Origin of the sequence: Rhizobium sp. CB3060, from assembly GCF_025200735.1 — a bacterium.
Lineage (GTDB): Bacteria > Pseudomonadota > Alphaproteobacteria > Rhizobiales > Rhizobiaceae > Rhizobium.
This window is the reverse complement of record NZ_CP104159.1, coordinates 18,148-35,517: the sequence shown is the minus strand read 5'-3', so window position 1 is coordinate 35,517 and position 17,370 is coordinate 18,148. Positions and strand designations below refer to the sequence as shown.

The 17,370-nt window shown below is 59.4% G+C and carries 15 protein-coding genes; 10 read left to right on the top strand and 5 right to left on the bottom strand.

Annotated elements, in window-relative coordinates; genetic code table 11:
• The first annotated feature begins 51 nt into the window (after positions 1 to 51).
• Entirely contained in the window at positions 52 to 1,092 is a 1,041-nt protein-coding gene (locus N2601_RS19745) for a LacI family DNA-binding transcriptional regulator (protein ID WP_104825973.1), read from the top strand.
• Between the two features lie 63 nt (positions 1,093 to 1,155).
• On the opposite strand, the gene N2601_RS19740 is transcribed toward N2601_RS19745, so the two are convergent.
• Entirely contained in the window at positions 1,156 to 3,117 is a 1,962-nt protein-coding gene (locus N2601_RS19740) for an elongation factor G (RefSeq protein ID WP_104825972.1), read from the bottom strand.
• A gap of 240 nt (positions 3,118 to 3,357) precedes the next feature.
• Positions 3,358 to 4,917 (bottom strand): DUF4070 domain-containing protein, encoded by a 1,560-nt coding sequence (locus N2601_RS19735; RefSeq protein WP_104825971.1) that lies wholly within the window; start codon positions 4,915 to 4,917, stop codon positions 3,358 to 3,360.
• Positions 4,918 to 5,207: 290 nt separating this feature from the next.
• Here N2601_RS19735 and N2601_RS19730 point away from each other — a divergent pair, with 290 nt between their 5' ends.
• Positions 5,208 to 5,804, top strand: a complete 597-nt coding sequence (locus tag N2601_RS19730) for a hypothetical protein (RefSeq protein WP_245464138.1) — start codon at positions 5,208 to 5,210, stop codon at positions 5,802 to 5,804.
• 42 nt (positions 5,805 to 5,846) lie between these two features.
• Here the strand turns inward: N2601_RS19730 and N2601_RS19725 are convergent, their stop codons facing one another.
• From N2601_RS19725 to repA, 3 genes are all read right to left on the bottom strand, one after another.
• Positions 5,847 to 6,197: a hypothetical protein gene (locus N2601_RS19725; RefSeq protein ID WP_104825970.1), complete on the bottom strand. Its 351-nt coding sequence runs from the start codon at positions 6,195 to 6,197 to the stop codon at positions 5,847 to 5,849.
• Positions 6,198 to 6,281: 84 nt separating this feature from the next.
• On the bottom strand, positions 6,282 to 7,307 hold the full coding sequence (repB, locus tag N2601_RS19720; RefSeq protein ID WP_104825969.1) for a plasmid partitioning protein RepB: 1,026 nt from the start codon (positions 7,305 to 7,307) through the stop codon (positions 6,282 to 6,284).
• Complete coding sequence (gene repA, locus N2601_RS19715) at positions 7,304 to 8,479, bottom strand: plasmid partitioning protein RepA (RefSeq protein ID WP_104825968.1); 1,176 nt, start codon at positions 8,477 to 8,479, stop codon at positions 7,304 to 7,306. Before repA ends, repB begins: the two co-directional genes overlap by 4 nt.
• Positions 8,480 to 8,878: 399 nt before the next feature.
• Here repA and N2601_RS19710 point away from each other — a divergent pair, with 399 nt between their 5' ends.
• The 8 genes from N2601_RS19710 to N2601_RS19675 all read left to right on the top strand — a co-directional run bounded on the left by N2601_RS19710 (position 8,879) and on the right by N2601_RS19675 (position 17,246).
• Entirely contained in the window at positions 8,879 to 9,931 is a 1,053-nt protein-coding gene (locus N2601_RS19710; protein WP_104825967.1) for an alpha/beta fold hydrolase, read from the top strand.
• Between the two features lie 124 nt (positions 9,932 to 10,055).
• The gene (locus N2601_RS19705) at positions 10,056 to 10,796 is read left to right on the top strand and encodes a response regulator (protein WP_104827811.1); all 741 of its coding nucleotides are present in this window, start codon (positions 10,056 to 10,058) and stop codon (positions 10,794 to 10,796) included.
• The gene (locus N2601_RS19700) at positions 10,793 to 12,115 is read left to right on the top strand and encodes an ATP-binding protein (RefSeq protein ID WP_260304588.1); all 1,323 of its coding nucleotides are present in this window, start codon (positions 10,793 to 10,795) and stop codon (positions 12,113 to 12,115) included. The genes N2601_RS19705 and N2601_RS19700 overlap by 4 nt, the downstream gene beginning before the upstream one ends.
• 182 nt (positions 12,116 to 12,297) lie before the next feature.
• Complete coding sequence (locus N2601_RS19695; RefSeq protein ID WP_104825965.1) at positions 12,298 to 14,064, top strand: cytochrome c biogenesis protein DipZ; 1,767 nt, start codon at positions 12,298 to 12,300, stop codon at positions 14,062 to 14,064.
• Between the two features lie 11 nt (positions 14,065 to 14,075).
• Entirely contained in the window at positions 14,076 to 14,813 is a 738-nt protein-coding gene (msrA, locus tag N2601_RS19690) for a peptide-methionine (S)-S-oxide reductase MsrA (RefSeq protein ID WP_245464214.1), read from the top strand.
• 282 nt (positions 14,814 to 15,095) lie between these two features.
• A complete protein-coding gene (locus N2601_RS19685) occupies positions 15,096 to 15,512 on the top strand; it encodes an organic hydroperoxide resistance protein (protein WP_104827810.1) in 417 nt (138 codons plus the stop codon).
• 247 nt (positions 15,513 to 15,759) lie between these two features.
• The gene (locus N2601_RS19680; RefSeq protein WP_104825963.1) at positions 15,760 to 16,716 is read left to right on the top strand and encodes a S1C family serine protease; all 957 of its coding nucleotides are present in this window, start codon (positions 15,760 to 15,762) and stop codon (positions 16,714 to 16,716) included.
• Between the two features lie 158 nt (positions 16,717 to 16,874).
• On the top strand, positions 16,875 to 17,246 hold the full coding sequence (locus N2601_RS19675) for a hypothetical protein (RefSeq protein ID WP_104825962.1): 372 nt from the start codon (positions 16,875 to 16,877) through the stop codon (positions 17,244 to 17,246).
• Positions 17,247 to 17,370: the final 124 nt, after the last annotated feature.

The following is a 17,370-nucleotide window of genomic DNA, read 5'->3' as shown; positions in this document are numbered from 1 at the left end:
GATTTTGTTTCATAACGTGTCTTTCAAAAATGACACTTTTCGGGAGCTGTCATGAATAGACCAACCATCGCCGATCTGGCGCGAGCATCGGATGTGAGCCTTTCGACAGTGAACAGGCTTCTCCACGGGACGGGCTCTGTCAGGCAAGACACAGTTGAGCGCATTCTGAAAGCCGCAGACGAAATCGGCTTCTACGGCCTGGGCGCGCTACGCGAACGAAAGCGGGACAACCTGCCCCATCGAACGCTTGCCTTTCTGATGCAGCAGTCTCACAGACCGCTGTATCAAATGTGGGCCGAGGCGCTGACGAATTCGGCCTTGCGTCACCGCGATGTGGTCATTGAGCCCAATGTCGTATTCGAGGACGATCTTTCGCCCGAGGCGGTTTCTGCCAATCTCCTGAAAATGGGAGAAACCGCGGACGCCGTCGCGATGATTACGGCCGATCATCCGCTGGTCAGCCAGGCGATAGACGAATTGCGGAGCAAGGGGGTGCCGGCGGTCGCATTCGTGACCGACATCTCCGCAGCGAGCCGTGCGGGGTTCGTCGGCACGGACAACTGGAAAATCGGCCGCACCGCGGCGTGGTTTATAAACCAGGCGGCACATGAGCCCGGGAAAGTATTCCCCTTGATCGGAAGCAACCGCTATCAGTGCCAGGACATAGCGGATGCAAGCTTTCGGTCCTATATGCGCGAGCACGCACCGCAGCTCCATGTCAGCGAGCCTTTGCTGACCTATGAAGAGCCCAACAATGCCTATGAAATCGTGCGGAACCTCTTGGCAGTTGAAAACGAGCTTTGCGGCCTGTTCGTCAATGGCGGGGGGATTTCCGGCGTATTACGCGCCGTACGGGAATTATCGCCGGACAGGCAGCATAAGGTGAAGATCGTATCCCGTGATGTCGGACCGGAGACGAGGAAGGGATTGAGCGAGAGGCTCATCACGGCGTCGCTCTGCCATCCCTCGGAAAAGATGGCAGAGGAACTGATCGACGTCATGTTACGGCGCGTCGAATCGAGAGACACGCCCTCGATCGAGCAGCGGATTGTTCCCTTCGATATCCTGACGCCGGAAAGCATGTGGACTTGATCCAACTCTACGCAGCAAGGGCGTCACGCCTCGCTGCGTACATGCTTATCCGTCGCGAACGCTTCAGTGCTCGACCCGTTGTGTCTCGTGCGCCTTGATGACCGCGTCCGCCTCCTTGCCGTAAAGCTCCTCGAAGTGATCGAAGGCCTTGGAAAAATAACCGATGCCTTGCGTCGCCGAGCGCAGCGCCCGCGCCAGATCGTCAAGGGCGCTGCCCGGAACGAGCGCGCGGAAAATATCCCATCCCTTGGCGGCTTCATCCCGGTCGAAGCCAAGTACCTGACCTTTGAGAGCGGAGACGATCTGGACGAGATTGCCCGAATAGACCGACGGAATGTGGATTTCGCTGCGGAAGATCGGCTGCATTAGGACAGTCGATCCTTCGGAAAGCGCCTGTCGCACTCCCATCCTCGACGCGGTCCGGAAGGCGTGTTCCGAACTGTCGACGGCATGATGCTGGCCATCCGATAGGGTCACGCCGACATCGATGACCTGAAAACCGAGCGGCCCTTTCTCCATCGCTTCGCGTGCGCCTGCTTCGACCGCCGGGATATAGTTGCGCGGAACGACGCCGCCCTTGACTGTTTCATTGAAGGTGAAGCCCTGACCGCGGGCGTTGGGGTGAATGTTCAGCTTCACATCCGCGAATTGCCCTGCACCGCCCGTCTGTTTGCGATGGCGGTAGTGAACATCCGAAGATTTCGCGATCGTCTCGCGGTAGATCGGGCTGGGCGTCCGGTCGGTCACGTCGATATGAAAGACATCGGCCAGGGTTCGGCAGAGATCGCGCAGATGCACCGGTCCCTGGGCGCGAACGAGCTGGGCGCCGGTGCCCTCCTCTTGCAAGACGATCAGGCCCCGATCCGTTTCGGAAAGTTTTGCCAGCGTCTCGGAGAGCTTGTTTTCATCGCGCTCGCTGCCCGGAACCAGGATTCTTTCAAGCATCGGCGTCGGTGGCTCCGTCCACTCGGGCGGGGCGACCGTCGCGTCCGATGTCAAAAGCGAAGGAACGGGCAGGTGATCGGATTTGACCGCCGCGAAGACATCCCCCGGCGCAGGTACGACAGCCGAATTGGACTTTCCGTTTGCGGGACCCTGCACGGCGCCGAGGCTGGAGCCGCCCAGCGATGCGCCCTGCCGCAGCCCCTCGCCCAGCGCACGCACCAACACCGTCTTGCCGATATTCTGACGATGATAGGCATGGAAGCTGACCGCTGACAGCCTTCCTTCCTCGACGGAGGCCGCACGAGCAAGACGCTGGCGAAGAGCCGTGACCTGCGGCGCCTCATGACGCAACGCCTTCATCAGCCTCATCATGCCGTTTCCGTGACTTGCGGCACCGATCAGCACCGGAATAACCCTGTTTTCCCTCAAGACCCGCGATGAGATGGCATAAAGTGCGTCGCTCGCCGGTTCCCGGTCCTCGATCAGTTCCTCGAGAAGCCAGTCGTCGAATTCGGACAGATGCTCCAGGAGCTCGGTGCGTGCTTCCTGCTCGCGTTCGGCGGCACTTTCGGGGATTGCGATCAGCGCCGAAGTCTGGCCTTCCCGGTACTGCCATGCCCGCTCCGAAATCAGATCGCAGCTCCCGACGATCCTGTCCCCCTCGCGGATCGGGACCTGGCGAAGCAAAAGAGCGTGATTGGCGTAATCCTGAAGCGCTGCAATCACATCCCTCAGCCGCCCCCTCGGTTCATCCATCCGGTTGACAAAGAGGATGCAAGGCGTCCCCGAGGACTCGATCACGCGCAGATAGGGCGCGGCAAGCACAGCCTCCTCGGGAGCCGGTGAAATGCACAGGATGCATGCGTCGCTGGCAAGAAGCGCATGCTGCACATGCGCCAGCGCTTCATTGGGTCCCGGCGCATCCAGCGCACACCAGGCTTCGTTCGCAAAGGTAAATTCCGTCAGGTTCAGCCCGTAGGGGGAGCTGGATTTTCTCGGCGGCCCTTCCAGGGAGCTGAGCTTTTCAACGACCGTCGATTTTCCGGTCTGCGAGGGTCCAAGTACGGTAAAACAGCGCATCGGTATTCCTCCAACTGCCATAAAGTACAATTTTCGGCCATCACAGGATGCCCCGAACCGCGGCAAGGCGCCAGAGGCACATTTTTCTTATTAAGATGTAGGCGAGATTAGCTTGTGTTCGCTGTGATCGTGGTGAGATCGATTTGATCGGACCGGTAAGGTCGGAAGCAAGAACCTCCGTTGCGCCTCGCCTGCGGGCGACCGTGTCGGCGGCCCGCCCTCCCCTCATCGGGTTGCCAATCAGAATGAATTGACGATGTCGCCGCCGGACCGCATTTGCTGGACCATTTTATGCGCATGATAATGCATGGCGCATTTGATGGCATAGATCTGCAGGATCACGGGAGAACGACGGCGCAAAAGGAGCTTCCAGAGGCGTTGGCGATAGATATTGCGCAGCTCCGGATCCTGGACCCGGCGCATCAATCTCGTGAAAATGCCCGCAGCTTCAAAAGCCCATGTGAGATTTAAGGCGATGAGGCGGATGGGATGGCGGCGCAGATGGCGCAGGCGCGAGCGTTCCGGCTGAATACGGGCATCGAGATAAAGCGCATCAAGCCTGTCGAAATAGGCGGCGGGCTGGTGAAGATCGCTCAACACGGAGAGATAGCCGTCGCGCAGGGTTTCCCGGCTGAGATTGAGGGGAATGACATTGGTGCCAAAGGCTGGAGGATCATCGTGATCCAGCCGTCCTTCCTTCTCGAGGCGTGTATAAAGCGGCGTCTTGGGTATGGCGGCCAGCATGCCGATCATGGCGTTGACGATCCGCGCATCCTTGATAAAGACGCGTTGGGCTTCGAAAATCGTCGTGTCGTCGCTGTCGAAACCCAAGATCATGCCGCACCACACTTCCATGCCGGTCTGCTGGATGATGTGGATTTTCTCCAGCATCGTGCCGCCTTTTCTGAGATTCTGAAGCTTCTTGGTTTCGCGCAGCGCTGCTTCGTTCGGCGTCTCGACGCCGATGAAGACGACACGGATATTGGCATCGACCATGAGCTGCATCAGCTCGTCATCGTCAGCAAGATCGATCGAGGCTTCGGTGAGGAACGTCATCGGATAGTGGTTGCATTCCTGCCAGGCAACGACGTCGCGCAGAACCTCCTTGATCGCCTTCTTGTTGCCGATGAGATTGTCGTCGACGATGAATGCCGTATCCATTCCGGCAGACAACAATGCCTCCATCTCGGCAATGATCTGTGCGCTGGCCTTGATCCGCGGCTTGCGCCCGAACACGACGATAATATCGCAGAAGTCACAGGTGAACGGACAGCCTCGCGAGAACTGGATGCTGCCGACCGCATATTCATCCATTTTCAGCAGATCGAAACGCGGGATCGGCACCTTGCTCATGTCGGTCTTGTCGGATTGCGCGTAACGCCCGGCATGACGACCCTCCGCCCATTCGAGCAAGAACTGCGGCCAGGTCTCCTCGGCCTCGCCGATGAAAGTGACGTCGACAAGTCCCTCGAAATAGTCCTCCTTGACCGTGACCCACGGTCCTCCGACCACGGTGAAACAATTGCGTTCTCGAAGCTCGGTCAGGATTTCCTTCATCCGAAACCGCTGGACGATCATGCCCGTGAGCGCGACGATATCCGCTTGCGCGCACAGATCGTAATCGATCGGCTCGACATTCTCGTCCACAAGCGTGACGGTGTGTTCGGCAGGCGTGAGCGCCGCCAGCAGAGGCAAGCAGGCGACTGGAAGGTTCGCCTTTACGTCAAACAATGGAAGCGCGTGTTCCATGCCCCAATAAGAGGTTTCGAAACGCGGATTGATGATGATGATATGAGCCATTGAATCCACCGCTCCATGACTTGGAGGATCTAGTACGGTATTCTGCTAAGGCTATTTTCGGTTGGATTGGGCTTGATGCTTGTTCCGCTATCCCAACCCGAACGGGAGCCATATCTCTGGCGGCAGCACAGAATGCAGTATTAGCAGCCGTAAATGAGCTCAAAATTAAATTTCGATGAGCTAACGAAAGGCGGTAGCTTATCGAGCGTCGGCAATTTCAATTCATCAGAACAGACCGTTGGTACACCGAGAACCGCTTGATCCGCTTTCCTGACACGGAGGACTATCCAATGGCAGAACCCGTGAACATCGCGCGGCGCTTCCTGGAACTTGCAAGCCGGGCAGGCGTTGACGAAGATTCGACATTGAGGTGGTCTGCCGTGTCTTTTCTCGCGCGGCTCGCCCTGACCTTATCCATTGGCCTCTTCCCAAGCTTGGCCGCGGCGGACGACAGCGGTTTCCTTCAATCTCTGCAGGGAAAATGGAGTGGCAAGGGAACCATCATCAGGCGGCTGGGAACCTCGCCAATCGACGTCACATGTACATTTGCAGTGACGGCGAGCGCGCCGTCGCTTTCCATGCGCGGCAATTGTCGGGCTTTACTCGTGGTAAGCCGTGCGATCTCGGCGGATCTTCGAGTGAACGGCCAGCGCTACAACGGCGTTTACGTCGGCCCCTCGGGGGGACGCTCCGGCCTGTCTGGAGTGCGTCAGGGCAATACCATCGATCTCGTCGTTCATTGGGCAAAAGAGGTCAACGGCGACCGGTCCGCGAACATGCTAATACAAAAAATCGGCGGCAATAGCCTCAATCTGCGAACGATAGACCGTGATCCGAAAACCGGAAAATCGGCGATAACCAGCGATATCGCGCTTCGACGGATCTAGAACAGTGAGCGGATCGGGGTCGTTTCGCCAACGAAAAGCGGTCTAACCAAGCATCTTCTGACTGCTGATGCCAAGAATGTCGTTTGCAAGAGCGATTGCGATCCCAGCCGCCACGATGAGCACCCCGATTAGAAAAAGACGGCGGGCGCGGTCGTATTTGACGACCAGCAGCGAATCCCTTGCGAGCAAATCGGCGAAGACTTTCACCTGCACGGCAATGCCGACGACCATGACCGCCATCGGCAGAATATCGACGCGGCTCCAGTCGTTCGGACCGGAAACCCAGCGATTGATGAAACTCAACGAGAAACCGACAATAATCCCAACGGCGGTCAAGGATCCGTTGCGAAAGGTCGAATCGATTTTTTCCTGATCGTCCGTTTCCGGCGCCATGTCGTTTCGTGATCCCGTCAAATGACGACCAGGTCGTCGAGATAGTTGGTTCAGCCAAGCACCCCTGCTGCTTTCTGTCCAGACCTACCGAGCCTCCCGCTTACTCTGGCTCTCTGCCTTCTGGGATTTCCCGAGATACTCTTCGTGCAATCCCTCGATGCGGCTCAGCAGATATTGCACGAAATCGTCCGGCACGGCTTTCGTGAACGTAAGCTTGGTTCCCGACTTGGCGTAGTTGACCACGGCAAGGGTCAATCCCTTGGAAACGACGTCTTGAACGCGATCCGCAGGGGCTGGGGCAACCCTTTTTGTAGGAGAGACCGCATTCAATACGGCGGCAAATTTATTATCGCTGGAAAGAGGCTGAATGTCCGGTTCCGCGAGAACACGCTCCGCAACCCCTGCGGCATCGGCATTTGCGCTCCAACGCTCTGCCAATTGCGCCCAGCGCCGCCGGCCAGTTTCCGGAGCAGCGCCAATGCCCGCCAGGACGGTTTTCGGGAAGCTTCTTGCGACCTGCAGCATCTCGGAGACGTGCGACTTTCCGGTCGCCAGCGAGGCACAGATCACTTCGCGCTTAAACCCTGCCTCTTCCTGGCTGAGGGCGAAAACGCACTTCTCGATAAAGGACAGGTCATCACGGTTGGCATTTTCTTCGCCCTGGATGACGATCGCCTGTTCGTCCGAAAGATCACGGACGATCGCTCTGAACTTAATGCCGAGAAGCTTTGCCGCCGCAAGACGGCGCCGGCCGAAGACGATCTGAAATTTACCGCCCTCCCCGTCGACTGGCCGAACCAGACCGGGGGTGGTCTGTCCGTGCTCACGCATCGACTGTACAAGGTCCTGGAGCCGGTCGGCTTCGTAAGCACCGTCGAACCGATCCCGTATCTGCGACGGCAAAACCACGTCCACGTCAAGTTCGATAATATGATCCGCATTCCGCAATAGCTTATCGGCAAGTTCGCCGCGCTCCTGAAGCTGGCGAACGCCGGCTGCGACCTTGAGGAGATGCGGCGACGGCGATGTCGCCAGCGGCGGCGTGGATGCCTCCTGGCCGAGCCCGACCAAGAGGTTGGCGAACATGCCTTTGGAATCTTTTCTGCTCATTCGCGCCCCCATGCTCTCCAAAAAAGCTCTTCGATTTCGGCGTTCGCGGCATTGATTGATTCAATTGCGCGGTCATAGGTCTTCGGAGCGGAGAATCTGGCGCGCTGCACTTCGTAAAGGCTCTGCTTCCAAGTCAGGGCATCGGCGACAGCGGTTGACTTGATCACCGAATTCAAAAGAAGATCGTCGCCAAACACCTGCCGCATCAGCGCCGTCATATTCGCCTGCGGATGATCGTTCGGCTCGAATTTGGTGATCAGGAACTTGGCGAAATCCCATTGCGCCGAGGTGCCCACCTGCTCAAGGATCTGCATGTAGGATCCGGCAAGCTCGAGGAATTTTGCCGTCGAGTCGACATCGAGCATATGGGCGGGAACAGGGATCAGAACGCCCGTCGCCGCCGTGAGGGACGACAGGGTGAGGAAGTTCAGCGACGGCGCCGAATCCATCAGGATGATGTCGTAGCGATCCGCGATCTGCTCCAATGCCTGCGAAACGCGTAGCAGGAAGCTCGTGCCGGCGGATTTGCGCATTTCCAGAGCGACGGCCGTTTCGAATTCCGTCAACTCGAGACCGGCGCAGATAACATCGAAGCCGGCAATATGCGTCTGATGAATCACCTGCTCGGTGGGCACGGGATCTTCGAAACGAATGGCCGAATAGAGCGTGTCGCCATCGCGGTAATCGAAATCGGGCAGGCTTCCGTGAAGGCTGGTCAACGACGCCTGCGGATCGAGATCCACCGCAAGCACGCGATAACCTTTCAAGGCCAGATAATGGCCGAGATGAATCGTGGTCGATGTTTTGCTGGAACCGCCCTTGAAATTCGTGACGGCCAGGATCTGGCATTGTTCGGCGCCTATCCGGCGCGGGTTCATCCGCTTCTTCCGGCCATTTTGCGCGAGGTGCATCCTAAGCTCGAGGATCTGCTCCATCGTGTAGAGACGCCGACCATTTGCGACTTCCGGTGACGGCCCCTGCTCTTTCAGCGAAATCTGCCTGATATAAGCCTCTGTAACGTTGAGCAGCTCAGCGACCTCGGAGGAGCTGAATTTGCGCATCATGCGGCGGGCATTCGGGGGAAATTGCGCGAGGCTAAGATTGCCCAGCGCAACGTCGAGTTTCGCAGAGAATGTCTGCATGAAGGCGAGGCTGCTCAGATGTCGTGTCAAGGCACTCTCCCATTTTGGCCGGCTTACTAAGCGCCTCGATGGTAAATGTTTAATGAAAGATCTCGTAGTTACGCAGAATGCCAATATTACTCACATTTTGCGTAGATAAAGAGGTAGCGCGATTCTATCGGCGGGAGCAACCGCGCGGGTTCCCCGCGGGGAACTTTTACCCTGATATGTCAAAATAAGGGAGTTCCCCACGGGGAACATTGCGGTGCGGCAGGCGAGCTTGGTAGCGTAGTGCTGTTAAACGGCGCGCGCGCACCATCCTTTGTAACCAATTGTATCCGGAGCGGTAAAAGTTACATCCCCATTCAAACCCGAGGGGATCGCGACACATCGCGGATACATGGAAGCGGTTTCTTCATGACGACCCAAGGCCCTACTGGAGAGAGATCAATGTCCGAAGACATCAACCATCACCGCCGCCGCTTTTTTGGTACCGCGGCCATGACCATCGCCGCCGCTCAGCTTGGCATGTTCGGAATCGCACAAGCACAGTCCGCTGAGACCAAGCCCACGGCCCTGCCCGCGGTTAAGCCGGGGACGAATACATCCTTCGGCCCTCTCAAGCAGATTGATGCTGGCCTGCTGAATATCGGATATGCCGAAGCCGGCCCCGCCGATGGTCCGCCGGTCATTCTTCTGCATGGCTGGCCTTATGACATCCACAGCTTTGTCGACGTTGCTCCCTTGCTGGCGCAGCAAGGCTATCGTGTGATCATTCCCTATCTGCGCGGCTACGGCACGACGCGCTTTCTTTCAAAGGATACGGTCCGCAATGGCCAGCAAGCGGTCGTCGCTGTCGATATCCTTGCCTTGATGGATGCCCTGAAAATCCAGAAGGCGATCCTTGGCGGCTTCGATTGGGGTGCGCGAACGGTCAACATTCTCGCGGCGCTGTGGCCGGAGCGCTGCAAGGCCATGGTTTCCGTCAGCGGTTATCTGATCGGCAACCAGGAAGCCGGCAAGACTCCGCTGCCGCCGAAGGCCGAGCTTCAATGGTGGTACCAGTACTATTTTGCCACGGAGCGCGGGCAGGCGGGTTACGCAAAATATCGGAGCGACTTTGCCAGGCTTATCTGGCAGATCGCTTCGCCAAAGTGGAACTTCGACGACGCGACCTTCGAACGCAGCGCCGCATCCTTCGACAATTCGGATCACGTTGCCATCGTCATTCACAATTATCGCTGGCGACTGGGCCTCGCGGAAGGCGAGGCGCAATATGACGATCTGGAAAAGCGGCTGGCAAAGGCTCCGATGATCAGTGCGCCCACCATCACAATGGAAGGCGATGCGAACGGTGCGCCGCATCCCGAACCCGCCGCGTATCGCAATAAGTTTACGGGCAAGTATGAGCATCGGACCATCGATGGCGGCATCGGCCACAACCTGCCGCAGGAGGCCCCGCAAGCTTTCGCCCAGGCGGTCATCGACGTCGACAGATTCTGATCTTCCGAGCAGGGGGCCGGCACTGGTATAGAATACCGCTGCCGGCAATATTCTGTTCAGGGGCATCGAGCTACCGTTCAAAAATTGCTGCTGCGCCGTTGCGGACAGAAGAGGGCACCCAATGATGGATCACATCGACCACATCCTGATCGTTGATGACGATCGCGAAATCCGTGAGCTGGTGTCGAGCTATCTAAAAAAGAACGGGCTACGCGTCACCGTCGCCGCGGACGGCCGGCATATGCGGGCGTTTCTGGAAACAAGCTCCGTCGATCTCATCGTCCTCGATGTGATGATGCCGGGCGATGACGGCCTGGTTCTCTGTCGCGAGTTGCGCGCCGGCAAGCACAAGTCGACACCGATCCTGATGCTGACCGCACGCAACGATGAAACGGACCGTATCATCGGCCTGGAGATGGGCGCGGACGACTATCTGGTAAAGCCGTTTGCTGCACGCGAGCTCCTGGCCCGCATCAAGGCAATCCTGCGCCGCACCCGCATGCTTCCGCCCAATCTTCAGGTGACGGAAGTCGGTCAGCTCCTGTCCTTTGGCGATTGGCAGCTCGACACGACCGGCCGGCATCTGCTCGATCGCGAAGGAACGGCGATCGCGCTCAGCGGCGCGGAATATCGTCTGCTCCGTGTCTTCATCGACCATCCGCAACGCGTCCTTAACCGGGATCAGCTCCTGAACCTGACGCAGGGGCGGGACGCCGAATTGTTCGACCGGTCCATCGACCTGCTGGTGAGCCGGCTTCGCCAGCGCCTGGGCGATGATGCGCGCGAGCCTGCCTATATCAAAACCGTCCGCAGCGAAGGCTATGTTTTCGCAATGCCGGTCGAAATATCCGAGCTGCGCCGATGAGCGCCGTCGCGCGGTTTCGAGGATTCCGGCCCTGGCCTCGTACCTTGGGATCAAGGCTGTTTCTGATCCTTCTCGCCGGGCTGCTGCTGGCGCAGGGGCTTACCTTCAGCGTCCAGTTCCTCGAACGCTACATATCGGCCAAGACGGTGATGCTCAACACACTAGAGAACGATGTGGGGACCTCGATCGCCGTTCTCGACCGTCTGCCGGCCGCCGAGCGGGCCGATTGGCTGGACCGCCTCGATCGCGGAACCTACCGTTTTGTCCTCGGGCCAGGTCTTCCCGGCGTGCCCGATATGACGGAGCAGGGCAGGCAGATCGCCGGAAAAATACAGGATGCCGTCGGCAAGCGTTTCCCCATCCGCTTCGAATCGATACCGGGTGACGGCAAACGCCTCCAGGCCCATCTGACCCTAAGCGACGGCAATCCGCTGACGATCGACGTCAATCCCGCACCCATCATGCCGCTGGCCCAGTGGCTGCCTTTCGTTCTTCTCCTGCAACTCGGTCTTCTCATTTTCTGCACCTGGCTCGTCGTCCGGCAGGCGATCCGGCCGCTAGTGAACCTCGCCCATGCCGCCGACGCTCTTGATCCGAACAAGAAGACGCCGCGCCTGGCGGAAGCGGGGCCAACCGAGGTCGCCCATGCCGCCCGCGCCTTCAATGCGATGCGGGATCGCATCGCCCACTATCTTGAGGAGAGGGTGCAGATTCTCGCCGCGATCTCGCACGATCTTCAAACGCCCATCACGCGCATGAAGCTCCGCGCCGAAATCGCGGAAGATTCCGCAGAGAAGGAAAAGCTGGTTCAAGATCTCGCCGAAATCGAACGACTTGTCCACGAAGGGGTGGCCTATGCCCGCAGCGCCCATGGAAATAACGAGAAACCCTCCCGCATAGACATCGGCTCCTTCGTCGAGAGCCTTGCCTATGACTACCAGGACACCGGCAAAGGCGTGATGGTCGCCGACAAGATCGATGGCGCGATCGTCACGCGGCCTCATGCGCTCCGGCGGATCCTTACAAACCTCATCGACAACGCGCTCAAGTTCGCGGGCACCGCGGAGATTTCGGTGCAGAAGGACAGTACCGGGGCGGTCCTTATCAAAGTGCTCGACCGCGGTCCCGGCATTCCCGAGGATCAGCTCGACGCCGTAATGCAGCCCTTCTTCCGGCTCGAACAATCCCGCAGTCGCGGAACCGGCGGAACGGGCTTGGGATTAGCGATTGCCGGCCAACTCGCCCTTGCGATTGGCGGTTCGCTCACCTTGCGCAACCGCGTGGGCGGCGGGTTATCGGCGGAAATCTCCATCCGCTGAGAAGCGGAAGATTGCGATCGGTTTGTATCCGAACGTAGCGGCTCCCCCTCGTCAAACACTTCGTTACATTTTCGCCCGATCGGGACACATGCGGGATACGTCCGCTCCCCCTTATGCGGCCAATGGCTGCTCGTCGGCCATTGCGCCTCGGCGCCCGATCAATCCCTTCAAAGGAAACGAAGATGACGCTACTTGTCATTGCCTATCTCGGGGGCGTGCTGACAATCCTCAGCCCGTGTATTCTCCCCGTTCTTCCCTTTGTCTTTGCCCGTGCCGGACAGCCCTTCGTCAAAAGCGGCCTGCCGATGCTTGCCGGCATGGCGATGACCTTTGCCGCAGTCGCAACCCTTGCGGCCGTCGGCGGCGGCTGGGCCGTCCGCGCCAACGAGTATGGCCGCTACGCCGCTATCGTCTTGCTCGCCGTCTTCGGCGTGGCGCTTGTCTCGCCGCAAGCAGCGAGCATTCTGACCCGGCCGATCGTCGCCTTGGGAAACAGGCTGATGAATTCGCCCGGCCAACGCTCCGGCTCGACAGTTGGGAGTTCTCTGGTTCTCGGCATCGCAACCGGGTTGCTGTGGGCGCCCTGTGCCGGCCCTATCTTTGGCTTGATCCTGACAGGCGCCGCCCTTCAGGGGGCGAATGCCCGCACGACATTGCTGCTGCTAGCCTATGCAGCGGGTGCGGCAACCTCGCTCGCCGCCGCGCTTCTGATCGGCGGCCGAGTCTTCACCGCCATGAAAAGCTCGGTTGGTTCCGGCGAAAGAATTCGCCAGGCGCTCGGCGCGGCGGTCCTCGCCGGAGTCGCGGCGATTGCGCTTGGCTTCGACACGGGATTTCTGGCCCGCCTGTCCTATGCCAGTACCTCGACATTCGAGCAGGCCGTTCTCGATAATTTCAACGCAGATCACCGGGAGCCGGCAGCGACGATGGTGGCCAGCAACACACCGATGATGGCCGCGGCAAAGCCTCGCTTCAAGAGCAAGCTTCCCGTCGAAGGCCGGCTTCCCTCGCTGGACGGCGCCGTCGAGTGGCTGAACTCGCCGCCGCTTACCGCCGAGCAATTGCGCGGCAAGGTCGTCCTGGTGGATTTCTGGACCTATTCCTGCATCAACTGCATCCGCACCATCCCCTACATCAAAGCCTGGGCGGAAAAATACCGGGATCAGGGGCTGGTCGTGATCGGCGTGCATGCGCCAGAATTCGCCTTCGAGAAGAAGATCGAGAACGTCAAGGGAGCCCTCAAGGACTTCCAGATCGACTATCCCGTCGCCATCGATAACAATTACCGGATCTGGCAGGCGTTCCAGAACAGCTATTGGCCGGCTCTCTATTTCGTCGATGCCAGGGGGCAGATCAGGCACCATGTTTTCGGGGAGGGGGAATACGACACCTCCGAAAAGATCATTCAGGAACTGCTGGCCGATGCCGGCAGCCAGGTCTCCGAAAACAATATGGTCAGGCCGAACGCGCCCGGCGCCGAGGCAGCGCCCGATCTCGGCAATATCAAATCCGGCGAGACCTATATCGGCTATAAGGAGGCTTCGAACTTCGTATCGCCGGAAGGCCTGAGCGGGAATGCCGCCCAGGACTACACGACAGGCGAACCCGGTCTCAACGAATGGGGCCTCTCCGGCAACTGGACGATCGGTCCCGAACAGGGGACGCTTAACAAGGCCGGCGGCAGTATCACCTATCGATTCAGTGCCCGTGACCTGCACTTCGTTCTGGGCCCCGGCGCCGACGGCAAGCCCGTGCGGTTTCAGGTGACGATCGATGGCAAGGTGCCTGGTGCAAGCCACGGCGCCGACACCGACGCCGAAGGCAACGGTACCGTTACTGAAACACGCCTTTATCAGCTCGTGCGCCAAGCCGGCGATGTCGGGGAACGGACCTTCACGGTCCGCTTCCTCGATCCCGGCGTCGAAGCCTACGTATTCACCTTTGGATGAGGAGCGGAATGATGCAGATGAAAACGCGTTCGAAGTCTATCACCCGTTTTGGGATCGTCCGTCCCTTTCTGATTACCGGAGGTCTGCTCGGCTTTCTCAGTGCGGCGCTTCTCGCCAATTCATCGGCCGCCGAAGAACCGCGGCTGGTTCCACCCGCGATTCATGACGTGGCGGACACAACCAGCCAGCAAACCGCCGTGTTCGCCGGCGGATGTTTCTGGGGCATGCAAGGTGTGTTCCAGCATGTCGACGGCGTCATCAGCGCAACGTCCGGTTATGCCGGCGGCAGTGCGGAGACCGCGAACTACGAGCAGACGGAAACCGGAACCACGGGCCATGCCGAAGCCGTGCAAATCGTCTTCGATCCCAAGAAGATCAGCTATGGCAAGCTGCTGCAAATCTACTTCTCGGTCGCGCACGATCCCACACAGATCGACCGGCAAGGACCTGACAGCGGCACGCAGTATCGCTCCGCTATCTTTCCGGCCGACGCGGAGCAGGGGAAAGTCGCCTCGGATTATATCGCTCAGTTGGAAACGGCCCATGTCTTCAAGGCGAAGATTGCAACGGCCGTCGAGCCCGGCAACCCCTTCTACAAGGCCGAGGTCTACCATCAGAACTATATGACCAACAATCCTGGCCAGCTCTATATCGTGATCAACGAGCAGCCGAAGGTCGACAATCTGAAGAACCTCTTTCCCCAAACCTATCGGGAGAAACCGGTTCTGGTCTCAGACAACCAGGGCTGACGGAGGCCTCGAAGCGCCTACTCTGCCTTATAAGCTTCTGACTGTCTGCCGAAACAAAACTCCTCTGACGCCAGGCCGGAGGAGTTTTTCATTTCAAGAAGTGCCAGCCGGCTTGCCTTGTACGGCAATGTACACAGCCGCTGCTATCCCACACTCCGGTACACTTCGGCTCAATCAGGACACATGCCGGATACGTCACCAGCGCTTTATGCGGGCAATGGCTGGTCAGCAGTCATTGCGTCCCAAGAGGACGCTATCAACCGCTTCAAAGGAACCGACATCATGACCCAGACCGATAAGGTACTCTACACTGGCAAGACCCACACCACCGGCGGCCGCGACGGCGCGTCGCGCAGCTCCGATGGCCGTCTCGACGTCAAGCTTTCCTCTCCTGGCATCTCCGGCAGCGGCACCAATCCGGAGCAGCTCTTCGCTGCCGGCTGGTCAGCCTGCTTCGAAGGTGCGATTGGACTTGCTGCCCGCAAGATGAAGGTCGCCGTCCCGGCCGACGCGGCCATCGACGCCGAGGTAGATCTGTGCCTCATCGACGGCGCCTATTTCCTTCAGGCCCGTCTCAACGTCAGCCTGCCAGGCGTCGAGCGCGACGTCGCAGAGGCCCTCGTGGACGCTGCGCACCAGACCTGCCCCTATTCCAAAGCCACCCGCGGCAATATCGATGTCGTAATCAACGTGGTCTGAGCGAATCCGCCTTACAGACGCTGCGCCTCCTTCATGGGATCATCATCGCACGCCGGCACGAGAGCCGGCGTGCGATTGAATAAGTCGTCCTGACATCGAAGCTCTCTGCAGCCAGAGCCTCGCATCCCGACTTGAACACAAGCCGACGCCCATCCATCTAATCTTAATGACAGCGTCATGGCGAACCAGGCATCCCTGTGATCGCCGACGGCAGCGGCGATAGGCGCCGCTGTTTGAGGATCAAACGATGGGTTTCATAGATAAGGACATAGTGCCCGCGGACGACGGGGCACTGATAGATGCATATTCTCAATCGATAGCTGGGGCAGTGGATACGGTCGGCCCGGCGGTCAGCCGGATCGAGCGGGTTGGCGGCAGGGGCGGGCATGGTTCCGGCTTTGCCGTCTCGCCGGACGGGCTGATCGTCACCAACAACCATGTTGTCGACGATGCCAAGATTGTCCGCATCACCACACCTGACGGTTCCATCACGGAAGGGCGCGTCCTTGGACGCGACGTGGACACCGACATCGCTCTCATCCGAGCGAATTCCGGCGTTGGCGCCTGGGCCCGGCTCGGGGACTCCAAGCGTCTGCGCAGGGGCCACGTCGCGATCGCCATCGGCAATCCGCTCGGCTTCGAGTGGACGGTGACCGCCGGCATCGTATCGGCACTCGGTCGCTCGATGCGGTCCGCGAGCGGGCGGCTGATGGACGACGTCATTCAGACCGACGCCGCGCTCAATCCCGGTAATTCCGGAGGCCCGCTGGTGTCGTCGAGCGGCGAGGTCATCGGGGTCAATACGGCCGTCATCCAGGGCGCGCAGAGCATCGCATTCGCGGTGGCCTCCAATACGGCGAACTTCGTGGTTTCGGAAATACTGCGGTATGGCCAGGTCCGGCGCGCTTTCATCGGGATCGCCGGCGATACGATCGAGCTGCCTCGCAGGATCGCCCTTGAAGCCGGCACCGGCCAGACAACCTCGGTGCGCATCAGACGGGTGGAACCCGGCGGTCCTGCCGACCGCGCAGGCTTGCGGGACGGCGACTACATTCTGGCGATCGACGGTACCCCGGTCGGCGGTGTCGACGATATCGTCAGATTGATGAGCGGCGAGAGAATCGGCCGAAACACCGATCTGCTCGTCTTCTCTGTCGCAGGCCGAATTGAGAAACGAAACTTGCTGCCGGTTGCCCGGTCGTAAATATCCGGCGAAAGCGGCCGTTCGAATTGGCGGCTCAGGTGCGAGCGGCACCGCGACGCGCGGGTGACGAGGGGCTCCGCGCTTCTCATAGCGACCTCGACGGGGAACCGTGACGTGTCGCCGTCGTTATGACACAAGTATAGCGATGGAGAAACACCATGGAAATCGCAGGAAGACCGGGCTCGCATGCGCTCAGCGCATTTTTTGACGACGAGTCCGACGCCGAAAAGGCGTCCGAAGAGCTCATAGAGGCCGGCATCCCGAAAGACGCCATCACCATGACACCGGGAAACCGGCCCGACATACCGCCGATCGACCATATCGGCTTCCTCGACGCGCTGACCGGGTTCTTCTTCACGGAAGAGCAGCGCAAGAACTATGCGGAGGCGCTCCGGCGCGGGGGCGTCCTGCTGACCGTGCAGGAAGTGAGCAAGGCGCAGCACGACGCCGCGCTGAACATCCTGACGGAAAGAGGAAGCATCGATATGGATGAGCGCGTGGAGGAGTGGCGGCGCGAGAATTGGAAATAGGTGGATCCGCTAGCCGGACATCCCTTCACCATCGCCCAACGCGGCGTCTGCCGCGCGAAAGCAGGCGACGTCATCTTTGTAGCTATCCGCGAGCTTTCATCCACCTGTTCGATGAGACCGGATC

What these genes read in the sequence shown, in the direction of transcription:
- N2601_RS19745 (WP_104825973.1), top strand. Translation starts at nt 52, where the DNA reads ATGAATAGACCAACCATCGCCGATCTGGCGCGAGCATCGGATGTGAGC.
- N2601_RS19740 (WP_104825972.1), bottom strand. Translation starts at nt 3,117, where the DNA reads ATGCGCTGTTTTACCGTACTTGGACCCTCGCAGACCGGAAAATCGACG.
- N2601_RS19735 (WP_104825971.1), bottom strand. Translation starts at nt 4,917, where the DNA reads ATGGCTCATATCATCATCATCAATCCGCGTTTCGAAACCTCTTATTGG.
- N2601_RS19730 (WP_245464138.1), top strand. Translation starts at nt 5,208, where the DNA reads ATGGCAGAACCCGTGAACATCGCGCGGCGCTTCCTGGAACTTGCAAGC.
- N2601_RS19725 (WP_104825970.1), bottom strand. Translation starts at nt 6,197, where the DNA reads ATGGCGCCGGAAACGGACGATCAGGAAAAAATCGATTCGACCTTTCGC.
- repB (WP_104825969.1), bottom strand. Translation starts at nt 7,307, where the DNA reads ATGAGCAGAAAAGATTCCAAAGGCATGTTCGCCAACCTCTTGGTCGGG.
- N2601_RS19710 (WP_104825967.1), top strand. Translation starts at nt 8,879, where the DNA reads ATGTCCGAAGACATCAACCATCACCGCCGCCGCTTTTTTGGTACCGCG.
- N2601_RS19705 (WP_104827811.1), top strand. Translation starts at nt 10,056, where the DNA reads ATGGATCACATCGACCACATCCTGATCGTTGATGACGATCGCGAAATC.
- N2601_RS19700 (WP_260304588.1), top strand. Translation starts at nt 10,793, where the DNA reads ATGAGCGCCGTCGCGCGGTTTCGAGGATTCCGGCCCTGGCCTCGTACC.
- N2601_RS19695 (WP_104825965.1), top strand. Translation starts at nt 12,298, where the DNA reads ATGACGCTACTTGTCATTGCCTATCTCGGGGGCGTGCTGACAATCCTC.
- msrA (WP_245464214.1), top strand. Translation starts at nt 14,076, where the DNA reads ATGCAGATGAAAACGCGTTCGAAGTCTATCACCCGTTTTGGGATCGTC.
- N2601_RS19685 (WP_104827810.1), top strand. Translation starts at nt 15,096, where the DNA reads ATGACCCAGACCGATAAGGTACTCTACACTGGCAAGACCCACACCACC.
- N2601_RS19680 (WP_104825963.1), top strand. Translation starts at nt 15,760, where the DNA reads ATGGGTTTCATAGATAAGGACATAGTGCCCGCGGACGACGGGGCACTG.
- N2601_RS19675 (WP_104825962.1), top strand. Translation starts at nt 16,875, where the DNA reads ATGGAAATCGCAGGAAGACCGGGCTCGCATGCGCTCAGCGCATTTTTT.